A 15,012-nucleotide genomic window follows, 5' to 3' on the forward strand; every position below is an offset into this window, starting at 1 on the left:
ATCGCATAGGATATTGAGTCTCTCATAAACTTTTCAAAACTCAGTCTATCCTCTACATCTATTCTCAAATCAGCAATAGCCAAATTAATATATTCATCTCCATAAATTCGACTTAAAGAAAATATATTTTCGTTTAGTGAATCACTAGCTTCAAATGAAGAATCTCTTATTATTTCTTTTAAAGCCTCGTTATGGTTTTCGTGGTCAAACTGCCATAAGCTAACCTCATTAATATTCCTATCCATTGATGTGGTTTGACTAATATCGAAAATATATGAAATTCTTTGATTTACATCACTTCCAACTAAAATTGGAATACCCTTTTGACCTCTCATAACAACTCGACCAAAATATTTCTTCCACATATCAAATGTCGCACAAGCTCTAGCTTCAGGTTCTTTGTTGTATATACTTAGTTGGCTAGAAAAATCATATTTCTGATTGTTACCTATAACTTTTAAGAGTTTTAAATATTCTTTTTCATCTTGTAAAACTTCATACTTTATTGCTTCTTGTATGTTCTTAAAATCATTTACTTGCATTTCCTACCTCCTTTTTTGAGTAATAAAAAAGACGATAGATTTTAAATAATCTACCGTCTATAATGTAATATAATTAAATGACCTATATTAATTCTTTAAGTTTTCCATATAAGTTCAATAATTCGTTAATATCCATATCCATTATAGGCTCATACATAAAAGAGTTTATATGAATATTTTCTGGAGTCATTATATTAACTTCATTAACTATATTAATTTGTTCTTCATTCGCAATCTGCTTATATGCATCAAATAATACCCTGGTCATATTATTAGTTTTATCTACATGATTCAGAAATTCCGCTTTATCTCCTGTTTTCAAATTATTTTTCACTTTCCAATTTAGCATACCATTATAATTATTAATTTTATCTAACATTATTTCCTCAGCTTTAAGTCTACAAGCCATTGATAATAAAACTTTATGCTCGAGCAAATTTAAGTTACTAGTTAAGTTTTCAGTAGTTTCATAAAGCTTTTCTATAACCAGATCATCCTCTTTAAACTCACTTGGTATATCAAATCTCCCTATATATTCTTTATATACTTTCCCTAAAGTTTTAAAATTAATAGTTCCTGAATTTTCTTTTTTGTGTAGTAAATTAGTTAATAGCTCATAATCGCTATCATAATAACTTGAATCATTAACAGATTTATCAAAACTATATTCAATTAGATTCCTAACAAATGGTATAAGTGCAAATAAGGAATATTTATCTGGTTTAGTTTTCCATGTTATAAAAGGTTGTTTTTGATATTTCTCTTCTATCAAATTTAAATCTTGTTTGTTTTCAACGATAAATCTAGATGTACGAGGTACATTTAGTCTAGAAGAAATTGTTCTATAAAAATCAAAATTATGAGATAAAATTATCATTCTAAAATTATCAATTGTTGCCATTTCATACAAATATTCTACAATAGCATACTTATTTTTATAATCAAAAGAATCTGCTATATCGTCTACTATAAATAGGACTTCATTGCTTTCTTTTTTTATTTTTTCTATGTCAAATATTATATTTAACAAATATAAAGATCTTTTCTCTCCTTGACTTAACACGTCTAATTTTTCTAAATTTGATCTATCTAAACTTGCTTGATTTTCACCCTTTTCAAATATAAACTCCACACGTGGTAGGTTTTCTCCTATTATCGCTCCCTTTAAATTTGATATTTTCATCTTATATGGAACAGTGAACCTATCTTCAAATATTTCTAAAGAACGATTCCACAATGTATTGTCTATATTGAGATTTTTAATATTCTCCTCTAATTCTTTATATATCTCTAATAAATCATCAAAAGATTTCTTTTCTTTCTTTATATATGAAGTCCATAATTCTTTTTTTAAATTATCTAAATTTTCTATTTTCAAAAACTCTATTAGTTCAGGATTGTTTTCTATTGTATCTCTTAATAATATGCCTTTTGTATCACTTAGTAACTTTTCTATCTGTTGAAATTCTGGAATATCTTTAATTTTCCCCTCTATTTCATATATTTTCTCTTGTAGTTCATCATTATTACCAATTACTATGCTATTATTTAAATTAAGTTTATTATCTCTTACAAAAAAATTATCTGAATCTAAATTTTTTGCAACATTCTTCAATTTTGGAAATGTGAATTGACCTTTTTCAAAAAAAGTATAACTACTGTATATAGTTTCAGCAGCTTCACAAAACTCTTTTATTTTATTTTGAAAACTACTGTCTTTTATTTTTTTAATTACACTATCATCAAAAATTGTAGAGTATTTAACGAGATATTTTTGATAAACAAATCGATGAATACTATTCCTTAGGTTATCAGCTTACCGATACAGAAACTATAAAACTTCTTAGTCAAGGACAAGGTAAAAAATCGATTCAGGAAATTAATTTAAATCTTCCTGATGAAATAAATATAAACATTGAAGAACTTGAATTAAAACCTATCCATAATCTAGTTTCCTTAAATCAAATCAAAAATAAAAATAGTCCTGACAAAGGCTTTAAAGAAGGATTCCCACTATGGGAAAAAGGTGATAAAATCAGGAAACAGGGACAGATAAAAGAAGCTATTGCTCTGTTCGATGAAGCAAGATTTCTTGGCTACGACGCACCTGCATTATATGAATCTTACGCCCTAGCTTATCGCAAATTAAAGGATTATGAAAATGAAATTGCTATTTTAAATGAGGGACTTAATCGTTTAGAAGAAACTAACCCTGAACATAATGGAACTCAATATTCTAAACTGTCCAGTCGTAGAGAAAAAGCAGCTGCTCTTTTGCTTAAAAGCAACAAATAGATTTATATTCAAAAAAGCCTCATCCATGCTCTATATTATTATAGAGGTGGGTGTGGCTTTATTTTTTCTTACTAAAATATAGAATTACATATTTAGTAGTCTTATACACTCGCTTTTAAACGTTCTCTTTCAATTTCTAATACCTTAGTTTGCAATTCTTTTTCATTTATAGGATCTGCTTCAGTACGATCATATGCATCAGATACGACCGAATCATTGGCATAATCATTAAATAAGTCTGTTTTTTCGCCTAATAGTTCCAGCATTGATTCATCTATACTATCTTCTGTTAATAAGCGATAAACAATCACATTCTTGGCTTGTCCCATTCGGTAAACCCGTCCAATCGCTTGTTGTTCTGTAGACGGTTTCCATTGAGGTTCACATAAAATGACAATATTAGCAGCTTGAATATTCAAGCCTACCCCACCAGCATCAATTTGAGCTAGTAAAATAGAACCTTTACCAGAATTCTCTAATTGGTCAATGAGTTCCTGACGTTCCGCTGTAGAAACATCGCCAGATATCATTCCGATAACATTATCACCTAGGAAATCCTTCAATTTATTTAAAACCAGTTTGAAGAAGGAGAAAATTATTATTTTGTCGCCGTTTTCCATAGCTTCCTGACAAATATCACATGCGTTTGCAATTTTTTCTGAGTGCTTCCTATCTCTACCAGAAAAAGCTGCACGTCTCATCATCTGCAATCCAGAAATACCTCTCATAACAGCTTCATTATAATAGTCTTGTTCTTCCTCAGAAAAACTAGACCACATTTCAACCATTTCAATTTCTGGCAAGTCTCTAAGAACATCCTCACGTTTTCGACGTAAGTAAACAGTCGCAATTCCATCTCTAAAGGCTTGGGGATTGTCATTATAATCATTAAAGAAGCCTTGATCATTGTCCTTAAAGTAGTCTAAATCAGGCTGTAAAACAGAAAGAAGTTGCTTCATCTCTTTCAATCGATTTTCTAAAGGAGTCCCGGTCATAAATAAATTATAATCAGCTAATTGGGCTAATCGATAAGCATTTTTTGATCTTTTTGTCCATGGATTTTTAATATAATGCGCTTCATCGACAATCACTAAGCTAGGCAACATTGAAAATTGATTTTCTACCAAATGGGTAGCTTGTTCATAGTTCAATAACAATACTCCTCCTTGGTCTTGCCAATTTTCAAATGCCTCTTCACGATTAGCATTTCTATATACAAGACTTTCCATTGTTGTCCACTTTTTTATTTCTCGTTGCCAATTCATTAAAATTGACAACGGCCCCAGTACTACATGATGCTTGTAGCCCTTCTGACTTAGATGATTAGCTATAGCTAGGGCCTGTATTGTTTTTCCTAGACCCATTTCATCGCCTAATAGCACCTTCTTAAAAGTTAAAGCATACTTTACCCCAAATTCTTGATATGGACGTAAAATCCCTTTAAAGCTTCTATTATCCAATTGAAATTTATTTACCTTATCAACAACTAAACTAGGTAAATCATTAGTATCTTTTCGTCCACCGCCATTTACTTTATCGATAACGGCATAGTATTTAGCTATATTACTTTCAAAATCATTAATTGCTTCACTATTGCTAAGCTTAGGAACCTGCCAAAGCTTTTTAGGAATAGCAGTTAGTTGATTAAAACAATCAAATAATAAATAGTAAAGTTTAACTGTTTCCTCTTGTTTAGTGACTTCTAATTGAGTCATCTGGTAAGAATTTAATTGTCTATCCCAAATTTTATCGAGATTGTTTTGAGCTCGTTTAAGTGTCACTTTTAATAGATCTAGATTTTTTTCTTCATTTTCAGCCAAATGTATATACCGATAAATTAATTTTAATAAAGTAATCTCATCTAAATCTAATTTTTGAAGGTCCATTCTTGGATAATAATCTTTTTTAGCATATTCAAGATATTTATTTAGTTCAGTCTCTATCTTCCAGCAAGCAGCTGTAGTCAAGCCTGAACGCGGTCTAACATCCCACAACTTAGTTTGAAGATCGGCTAAGTTAGTAATACCACGATCCTTTAAACGATTTAGGTGTAATTTTTCATCACTAAAAATATTCAACACTCTTAGGGGTTGATTTAAAGCTTGAGTTAACCCTTTTTTCTCTTTAATTTGGTTAATTTGACTTTTTATCTCACCTTCTAAAGACTGAACATCAATTAGATTAATTGCAGCTTGTACTTGGCCTAAATATTCTTCAATTTCTAACAGAAGATTATCTTTACGATTTTCTAAATAAGTAGTTTTGTTAACTATAACTTTGTCAATCTCCGCTTTATTATCTTGAATAATTATTAAATAATCTTTGTTATCTGAGCTTTTATCGATAGCTTCTTTCAATTTAGATTTTAGCAATTCTATATGCTCATAATTTTCCAAAATCCATTCCTTGTTTTCTTTAAGTTGAGATCTATTTTTCTTATTCATAAAGAATAAAGCAAAGCTATTTCTATCATTATTAATGACAAATTCTAAGTTCTTTCTTAAGCTCTCTATAAAATCTGAGTGTTCTTTTTCAACTTTTAGTCTTGTTTGAAAGTTAAATAAAAGATGGGCTATTTTTCGTCTATTAGTTTCATAGGCTAAAGATATGCCTGGTAGCATTAGGGGCGGAAATAAGAAAATATTACCTTGCTTATTTAAAGAATCCACTTGCTTTAACTCTGAAAAACTAATATCCGATAATTTAGATTGCATCAAGTGATTATATTCTTTACTGCATTCTTTCAAAAGGGACTCCAATTCACTATTATTCATAATATTGTGGTCATTTAAAGTTAACTTATCAATATCTTTTAAAAGCTCCTTAGCAGTGGCTTTATTTATTTTTATCTTATTCTTCAATTTCCCGCCCCTTTCTTCTCAAAATCATCTCGCCTTTACACCGAAAGCTCCAAACAAACTTAAATATTCACCTAACCCCCTACACATCATAAGGCATAATTTTCTCTCGAATCAGATCTTTATAGCCATTCCGTATTTCCTTAATATACTTCAATTTTGGTTTAGGGTTCTCAGTATTTGCCTTGTAAGCGTTAAAATCAGCCGTATTAATCATTTCACTTTCACCAATTTGCGGACCTTCCCGGTCTTCATCATAGTTAGCAGCGACGTATTTCAATAAATCTTCATCTATAAATTCTGCCTTGGCATAGTCTTCTAAGACCCGTTCCTTATAACCGTTAATTTCATTAGCCAAAATTTCATCAGTCGACTGATTTTTATACTTATCTGGGCTGGAAATAATAGCTTGGAAAATATCACGAATTTTTTCACTTAATTCGGGCTTCCGGCGACCAAATTCATCGATAGTCTTCTCCGCTTCATGTTTAAATTTCTCTTTATCTTGTTCTGCCGTCGATTCACGGTAACGGTCAATGAGAAGCACTAGATAGTCATAATCAATTTGTTCCGTTCGAACCGATTCAATCTCATACTCGATATCGATCGAATCATCCTCATCAACTTCATCCTCATCGTTCATCTCATCTTTAATCCGTTCGATAAGATTTTTATAAGCTCCAGTGTAGTCTTCAAATTCTTCCCGGTCGAAGCCATATTGAGCGACAAATTCCGCTTCACTAAAGTCACTATAAACCTCAATGGTCCGGTAAATCGTATCGAATCGTTGAAAAGCTTTGGCTACCCGCTTCATTTCAACTAATTCAGTGTAATTGTTGAAACTCTCTGCATTAGGCACTAGCGCTCTTAGTTCTTTAACCGCTTCATCAAGCTCTTCCTTCGACTCTTCATAAGTTGGCGCTTGAATCTGATCTTCCCCACCATTGGAATAGAGTATGAGGGCCTTTTTAACGGCTTCCTCATAGATGGCTGGTGTTTGAAAAGTGACAATTTGTCCATATTTCTTATGGTCATCAAACAAACGATTAGTCCGAGAGAAGGCTTGAATCAAGTGGTGTGGTTTCATCGGTGGTCGATCCATAAATAATGTCGATAGACACGGCGCATCAAAACCTGTCAGTAAGCGATCGACCACAATTACCAAGTCCACTTGTTCAGAACGCACTTTATAGGTATCTGACTTACGCGCTAAACGATTATTGAGATTTTGATTATAAGCATTTAGAGTTTCAAGAGAAAAGTTTGTGCCAAATTCCTGGTTATAATCCGTTAAAATCTCTTTCATCGCTTCTTTACGGTCTTGAGAATCGTGTTCATTATCAGAGATGGAGAAGGTAATCGCAACTTTAGGAAAATCCAAGACCGCACGTTTAGTGATTTCACTAATGGAAACTCGCGGATTTTGACCGGCCTTGACTTCTTTAAAGAGTTGGTAATAAGCAATGGCTTTATCAATAGAAGTTGTCGTTAAAATGGCATCATAGGTCTTTCCAACACCATTATTAAAGCCAAATTTATTTTGTGATTTATTAATAATTGAATCCACCACCGCTTCCATATGGTCGGGATGGTCAAATATGGCTGAATCTAACTGGGCTTCCTTTTCCTTCTTATCAATCGCATCAAGGTTAGCCTTAGGAAACTGGTTTGCCACGAGCTGGTCGAGTTGAAAGTCACTGAAGGTTTGCTTGTACTCAATTTGAAAACCTAAAACAGCTTGGTCATGCATGGCTTCTTGGACAGTGTATTTATGCAAACATTCACCGTACTGCTCTTCTGTAGTCCGAGCAAGATCACCAAAGGCATCACGAGCATTCTCCGCAAAAAGCGGCGTCCCGGTAAAACCATACCAAAGAGAATATTTGAAAAACTTCTCCAGTTCAAATTGCTTCTGTGGTGTGACTGCGCGATGACATTCATCAACAACCACCGCAAGTCTTAAATCCCTTAACTTATTTAGCCGCTTATTATCAGGATTTTGATCGTAGCGCTTCATGACATGGTTTAATTTCTGAATGGTGGTGATCACTAAGGATCGATCCTTAGAGGTTAAGCGTTTGATCAGGTCATTGACATTAGCCGTTTCATCCACATCGACAAAATCTGCTTCAGCATAGGAGGCGAAGGCATTAAAGGTTTGTTGGTCAAGGTCTCTACGATCCACAATGAAGATGGTCTTATCAATCGAAGCAATTTTTAACAGGTTGCGGGCAACCTTAAAAGAAGTCAAGGTCTTCCCTGAACCTGTGGTATGCCACACATAGCCGCCTTTTTGTTGATAACTGGCTTGGCGAATGGCCTTAATGGCGTGAATTTGATAGGGACGTAGTAAAATGACTGAATTACTAGATTTATCCAAGACCGAGTAATTTGCAATCATTTCATGAGCTTCTGGAATCGAGAGCACAGAAGTCGCAAAATCTTCTAAATTCATTACTGGTTGGTTATCTTGATCGACCCAGCCCGTTAAAAACTTGGCATTCAACTTCGTATTGGCAGCGATATACTTCGTATCCACCCCATTTGAAACCACAAACATTTGCAACATGGAAAAAATTCCATGATATTTTCCGGTTTTAATATAGCGATCAATCTGATTAAAGGCCTTTTTATAGCCTTCTGACCGATTCTTCAATTCGATTTGAATTAAGGGAATCCCATTAATCATCAAAGTCACATCAAAACGCCCATCTTGGTCAAGAAAATCGCGTTTTTCACTGCGAAATTGATTAATCACTTCATAATGGGAGCTCCCCCCAGCAATCTCATTGCCATTAATTACCATTAACTGGCAGGAGCCAAGGGATGCATCCTCGCGGTGGAGCTCGACTTGAGCCACACCATTCTCCCCACTAAGCCACTCTCCAGCCGCATAAAAAGAAGAAAAGTCCAATTGCGATTTAATTGATAGCTTTTCTTGGGTCGTTAAAGGCACGCCATCTAACTTGGCGGTATTATTCGCTTCTAATTGTTGGAAAAAGTTCTTCCAAAGATCATCGGCTGTCTTTAAATCAGAACGATAAGTCCACTGCGATTCCCTTTTCGTTAACAGTTCGATTAAGCGTTCTTCCATTTGCTGCTCTTGAGTAAAAATTTTTGCCATATCATCACTTGTCCTATTGCTTTTCTTGACTTGATACAAAGATTTCATTTATCTTTATCGCTTGATAATACTTTCAGTATAGCAAAGAAAACAAAGGCTTTCAGTGGAATTTTTACAGGAGAACGGTATAAGTGTATAAAAGATGATGCTTGGAGTATGAAGGGGGATATATTAGGTCATGGAGAAAGAATTATTGGATTCAGGATAAGTTGGGGAATTTAGCAAACTTTTCAAAAGGTAAAGGATATTCTAAGAATGATCTTGTAAGTAGCGGATTTCAAATTTTGCTATATGGTAGTTTATATACTAACTATAAAATAGAAATTTCAGAAACTAATACCTATGTTTCGGATGATACTGGCGCTGTTAAGAGTAAAGGACACGAAGTAGTTGTTCCATCTTCAGGAGAAACCCCTGACGAGATAGCACGGGCCTCTGCTATAACTTCTAAAGATATAATAATTGGTGGAGATCTAAATATTGTCCTCCCGCCGTTTCAGCTCAACTCTATTTTTTTAGCTGTAGTTTTAACATTTGGAAAGAGTCAAAAAGAATTAAGAAAACGAGCACAGGGTGCTACTATTACACATTTAAGAAATTCAGATTTAACTCATGTATTGGTTTCATATCCAACAAGAAAAGAACAAGATATCATCACATTATTTTTAAAAAGATTAGATAAAATTATTACTCTTGAGCAGAAAAAAATTGAGAAGCTAGAGCTGTTAAAACAGTACTTGCTGCAGAATATGTTTGCTAACAATGATGGGAATCCTAAGCTAAGATTTGATAATTTTGATGAAGAGTGGATTCAGTGTGAATTAGGTGAAATTCTGGATAAACGAGATGAAAAAATAATTCCTAATGCTGACTATCCATTAATGTCATTTACATCGACTGGTGGAATTGAAGAAAAAGGAGACCGTTATGATCGAAGTTTTTTGGTCAAAAACTCAAACAAAAAATATAAAGCGACAGAATTTAATGATTTGATATATAGTTCTAATAACTTGGATGTAGGAGCAATAGGGCTTAATAAATTTGGAAATGCCTGCATATCTGTAGTTTATGAGATTTTTTCAATAACAAATAATAATCCAGATGTTATTTCTTATATCGTACAGACACCTCGAATATTACACAAAATTATTAGTTATCGGCAGGGGGCTTTATATGGACAATATAAAATTCATTCTACAGATTTTCTAAAAGTAAATATTCTTATTCCAAAAATAGCGGAGCAAGAAAAAATTAGTAATTTCATAACTAATTTAGATAGCATTATTACTCTTGAACAGTCAAAATTAATGGAATACAAAGACCTCAAAAACAAACTCCTCCAATCATTATTTATTTAATATCTCCATAAACTTCCTGATAATAATAAGGTTCGTTAGAACAAATATTATCAGGAGGTTTTATTATGGCAAGAAAACGGAAAGTTCTCTTTCACCAGTATTTTAAGGAGTGGTTTGAGTTGTACAAGTTAGGGGCTGTGCGTGATGTGACCCTGAGAAAGTATGATTTGACTTGGCGGCACTTGCAACGGCTGGCTCCAGACTTAACTTTGGACCAGCTGACCAAGAAAAACTACCAGGGCTTACTTAACCAATTTTCCCAAAGCCATGAGAAGCAAACGACTTTAGACTTTCATCATCTGGTGAAAGGTGCTATTCTCGAAGCTTATGATGAGGGATTAATTGATCGTGACCCGACACGAAAAGTGGTGATTAAGGGAATTAAAGGAAAGGCTAAGAAGGCTAAATATTTAAACCAAGATGAGCTTCACAAGCTCTTGAATCAGCTCCACTTGCAAACAGAGATTTCCTATGACTGGCTCATTCTTTTAGTTGCCAAGACAGGGTTACGTTTCAGCGAAGCCTTGGGTATCACTCCCGCAGACTTCAATTTCAGCCAGCACATGTTGTCGATTAATAAGACCTGGGACTATAAGAAAGATGAAGGTGGGTTTGTTCCGACTAAGAATGTTTCTTCTGTACGGAAGATTCGTTTGGACTGGCAATTAACCCTACAATTTCAACAGTTAATCCAAGGATTTCCTCAGAATATGCCGATCTTTGTTCAGGGACGTATCCATAATTCTACGGTCAACCAGCGCTTGGCTAAGCTATGCCAGCTGGCTGATATTCCAGAAATCACTATTCATGCCTTGCGCCACACTCACGCTTCTTTGTTGCTATATGGGGGCGTTTCGATTGCTAGTGTAGCGAAACGCCTTGGACATGCTAATATGGCAACTACTCAGAAGACTTATCTGCATATCATCCAAGAGTTAGAAGACAAGGATAATAATAAGATGATGGAAATTCTTTGTCAGTTATAGCTTTCAATTAAAATTTTGTACAATTTATTGTATAAAAAAGATGAGGTAAGCGAGGTGGAAGTAACGAATCACAATGAGTTTATACAAAATATGAAATAATTTAATGACATTGTTACTATAGTCAAATCATATTTTGATTGTTTTATGGAGACTTAGCATCTCTTATCTATCGAGTTGTGCTAACCGTTAAAATCTATATCAAGCAATGGATAAAATTGATAGTGACGATTATGATGGTGAGAAAATCTGATGAAAAATCATTGGTGTGACGTTCTGTAATGAACGTGACGGCTGGAAAGAAAACGATTTATTAGATAAGGATTAGGTAAGCCAGAGTCATTAAATATGATCTATCGGGTTACTGATCGCAATGGTTGACCAGACAAGAGCGTTTAGTTTATCAGGTTACAGACGATTCGATTTAAATCTTATCTTGTAAATATCATTACTTAATAAAAGGCCTCTGCTAGTTGTCTCAGCAGAGGCGATTTTATTGAATTTAAATGAATAGAGATGAGAGAAATTTTTGTTTTAATATCTGTATTTTATCTAGTTTAGTTTTCTCAAGAGTAATAAGGGAGTCTAACGTATTAAAACAGTTACCGATCTTTTCTTGTTCTACAGAGTTGGTTGTTCTAATAAGCAAATTGCGTATTTTCTTTAATGATATAAATTTTTGAGTTCCTCCATCTAAATTAATCCGCAACTGTTTAGTTATAAACGGGCAGTGAAGGTAATAATATAAAAAGAGATAAAATATCTGTTGAGTATCTTTGATTAAAGCCACGTTTTTTATTGCGAAAGCAGGTTCTGTATGAATAAGTGCTAAATTACCAATAGTTCCTATCATTCCCATAAGAATATCATTAATATCAACTTTTGAACGATTATTGATTTTTTTATAATCATCTAGAGAAATATAGTTAATATCATTGTAATTTATTTTTCCATTACCTACGTTCTTAGAGGTAATTAATGGAACTCCTTCTGATAGATATTTAGGAGAGTCATGTGTACCATCCCTAACGTCAGCAACATCCTCTAATTTATCTTGACTCCATTCATTATTGAAATTAGTGAACCTAATTTTAGGGTAGCCACTCTTATCTGCAAACATATTCTGCAGCAAGTACTGTTTTAACAGCTCTAGCTTCTCAATTTTTTTCTGCTCAAGAGTAATAATGCTATCTAATAGCAATAAAGTTTTTTCAATTTTTATCTGTTCATCAAAGGTAGGGATATATAGCTTATATTTTAATAAATTTTTCGCAGTGATTCCAAATACTTTCATTCCTGTTCCAACCTTGCTTCCAAATTTTCTAAAAGTAAGGGTATGGATATGATAATAAAGAAAGATAGATGAAATTCTGTGAGGTCTTAAAACTATAGTATGTAAGCCTGCAACTATTTTGTTAAGGGGGGTGCAAATTATTACTGAAGGCCATGCGATGCCTTCATAATCTTCGGAAGCATCTGCTAAAATTAAATCATTTTTCTCAAGTAACTCATAATCTCCTGGGCCTATATTCGGCAATATACTATCATCCGAAACTAAGTTGACTTTATTGGTATGAATATCTCCATAATGAATATATTTATAACCTGTCTCTTCATCTACTTCAACAGATCTTGAAAGAGAATATGACTTTTTTTGAACAACCAATTCGCCTAATTCACACTGAATCCAATCATCCGTGAACCCCTTGAACCTTAACTCAGGTTGTTTTCTTTCTTCTGCCATTATTTAAACACATCCTTTATCGCCTGAATGAGTTCTGCGGTTTCGTCCGTCACCTGCAAGTCATCCACCATTTCTAAGAATTCGGCTGTGGTTTGTTCCAGTTCTTGGTTGATTTCTTGCATGTCCTTGCTGACTTGGACAATATCGATGGGTTCTGGCTCTTCGAAGGTATCCACATAGCGAGGAATATTGAGGTTATAATCATTCTCTTGGATTTCTTCATAGCTTGCTTTATGGGCGTATTTCTCCACATCTTCCCGCTTATTATAAGTATCAATAATCTTATTGATGTGATCTTCGGTTAAGATATTTTGGGTCTTCACCTTTTCGAATTCCTTGGACGCATCAATAAAGAAGACATCACGACTGGTTCGGTTCTTCTTCAAAACAATAATCGTGGTAGGAATACTGGTGTTGTAGAAGAGGTTTTCCGGCAAACCAATCACTGTGTCAATATAACCATTTTCAAGCATAGCCTGGCGTAACTTTCCTTCAGAGGCCCCACGGAAAAGAACTCCGTGAGGTAAGACAATACACATGGTACCGTCTGTCCGCAAGTGGTAGAAACCATGGAGCAAAAAGGCAAAGTCAGCCCGTGATTTAGGTGGTAGAACCCCATAAGCAGCAAAACGCGGGTCATCTAAAAAGCCCTTATCGGCTGACCATTTTTGCGAGTAAGGCGGATTCATCAAAACAATATCAAAGTTGGTTGGCTCATCTGTGGGCCAGTCGGCATCCAAGGTATCCCCATTCCGTAACTTCTGATGGTCAGTTGGCACCCCGTGCAGCATCATATTCATCTTAGCTAAGTTGTAAGTGGAGGTGTTAATTTCTTGCCCAAAGTAACGGATGGAATTTTCCACGTTTTCATCAGCGTACTTCTTAGTATTTAAGAGCAGTGATCCCGATCCAGCCGAAGGATCGACCATATAAGGAATTACCTTATCATTCTTTATTCTATCTATTGCTAATTTATCAGCAGATGAAGCATATAGCATAAATCTAACAATATTAATTGGTGTAAAGAATTGACCTTTAGTTTGTTTAAAACCATCTCTTATTATTCCCTCAAAAAAATCTCCGAGAATATCTTTCCCGTTTAAGCTATTTTTCCCATCAACAAAAGACAAGTTTTCAAGCTGTTGAACGGTGTATTTTAATTTAGACAAAGAGAATTTTTTAGTATCGACTACATAGGATTTATTTAATTCCTTTTCATCTATTACATACAACTTCTCTTTTAAAGCTTTTCTATAAAGATTATTTATTCTTTCAAACAGTGTTTCATTGCTTTCAAAATCATCATCACTGGCTTTTTCAAACATCAACGATTGAAAATCGTATCTTTCTCCATCTTCTTTTTCATCTTCATCTTGAATTTTAGCTAAAATCAAATTCACAAGTGAAGAGAACACCTCATTGTCGTCTGTTCCTCCACCTCCCCATAAAACATTGTGAAGATCTTTTTGTAGGGTTGTAATATATTCAGTAGAAAAATTTGTTCTTAAATCATTTTCACTTCCCTTGATATAAGGTACTTTTTGTGCTTTTTCATAGCGTGCAGGTAATTTATTTGTAGCGTTTCTTACTTGTTCCCAATCTACAAATGTCGGTATTTTTTCATAATCAATTACCATACATTCATCATCAAGAGTTTCTTCATTTAAAGTATATAGAACCAAATATTTTACAATATGACCTTGTGCTTTTTCTAATGCTCCTAAATTAAATAGTTGCTTTTCTATAATTTCATCTTTTGAGTCTTTTGCATATTCATCGGGTGCTTTTACTTCAATAAATAAAAATGCATTATCATTTTTATCTTTGACAATAACATCTATTCTGCTTGTAATTGTATTTGGTCTTCCTGCTTCATATTGTTTTTCAATCTCTATTCTATCAGCAGGATATCCCAATTCATTTACTAATTTTGTTAATAAATATGCTCTTACAAGCTCTTCATCCTTATATTCTGTAATAGTCCTATGTTCTATTATTCCTTTATACCTGAATTTATTATTTTCAGTGGACAAGTTTTGAACTATAGAATTGGGCTGACTATTGATAAAGTCGACAATATTTTTTATATTCTCTTTTGCTATTCCCAT

General features: G+C 33.7%; 7 protein-coding genes. 2 read left to right on the forward strand and 5 right to left on the reverse strand.

What is annotated here, in order from left to right:
- Nucleotides 1-624: 624 nt before the first annotated feature.
- The 3 genes from DBT50_RS08880 to DBT50_RS08890 all read right to left on the reverse strand — a co-directional run bounded on the left by DBT50_RS08880 (nucleotide 625) and on the right by DBT50_RS08890 (nucleotide 8,819).
- Nucleotides 625-2,157, reverse strand: a complete 1,533-nt coding sequence (locus tag DBT50_RS08880; RefSeq protein WP_318602835.1) for a hypothetical protein — start codon at nucleotides 2,155-2,157, stop codon at nucleotides 625-627.
- A 781-nt stretch (nucleotides 2,158-2,938) separates the two neighbouring features.
- Nucleotides 2,939-5,698: a DEAD/DEAH box helicase gene (locus DBT50_RS08885; protein ID WP_111853495.1), complete on the reverse strand. Its 2,760-nt coding sequence runs from the start codon at nucleotides 5,696-5,698 to the stop codon at nucleotides 2,939-2,941.
- Nucleotides 5,699-5,777: 79 nt separating this feature from the next.
- A complete protein-coding gene (locus DBT50_RS08890; RefSeq protein ID WP_111852783.1) occupies nucleotides 5,778-8,819 on the reverse strand; it encodes a type I restriction endonuclease subunit R in 3,042 nt (1,013 codons plus the stop codon).
- A gap of 149 nt (nucleotides 8,820-8,968) precedes the next feature.
- Here DBT50_RS08890 and DBT50_RS08895 point away from each other — a divergent pair, with 149 nt between their 5' ends.
- The gene (locus DBT50_RS08895; protein ID WP_318602836.1) at nucleotides 8,969-10,177 is read left to right on the forward strand and encodes a restriction endonuclease subunit S; all 1,209 of its coding nucleotides are present in this window, start codon (nucleotides 8,969-8,971) and stop codon (nucleotides 10,175-10,177) included.
- Between the two features lie 65 nt (nucleotides 10,178-10,242).
- Nucleotides 10,243-11,163 (forward strand): site-specific integrase, encoded by a 921-nt coding sequence (locus DBT50_RS08900; RefSeq protein ID WP_111852785.1) that lies wholly within the window; start codon nucleotides 10,243-10,245, stop codon nucleotides 11,161-11,163.
- 499 nt (nucleotides 11,164-11,662) lie between these two features.
- Here DBT50_RS08900 and DBT50_RS08905 read toward each other — a convergent pair whose 3' ends face one another.
- On the reverse strand, nucleotides 11,663-12,904 hold the full coding sequence (locus DBT50_RS08905; protein WP_150934507.1) for a restriction endonuclease subunit S: 1,242 nt from the start codon (nucleotides 12,902-12,904) through the stop codon (nucleotides 11,663-11,665).
- Nucleotides 12,904-15,012, reverse strand: coding sequence for a type I restriction-modification system subunit M (locus DBT50_RS08910; protein ID WP_111853409.1), 2,109 nt, complete (start codon nucleotides 15,010-15,012; stop codon nucleotides 12,904-12,906). The genes DBT50_RS08905 and DBT50_RS08910 overlap by 1 nt, the downstream gene beginning before the upstream one ends.

This window comes from Aerococcus tenax (assembly GCF_003286645.3).
Lineage (GTDB): Bacteria > Bacillota > Bacilli > Lactobacillales > Aerococcaceae > Aerococcus > Aerococcus tenax.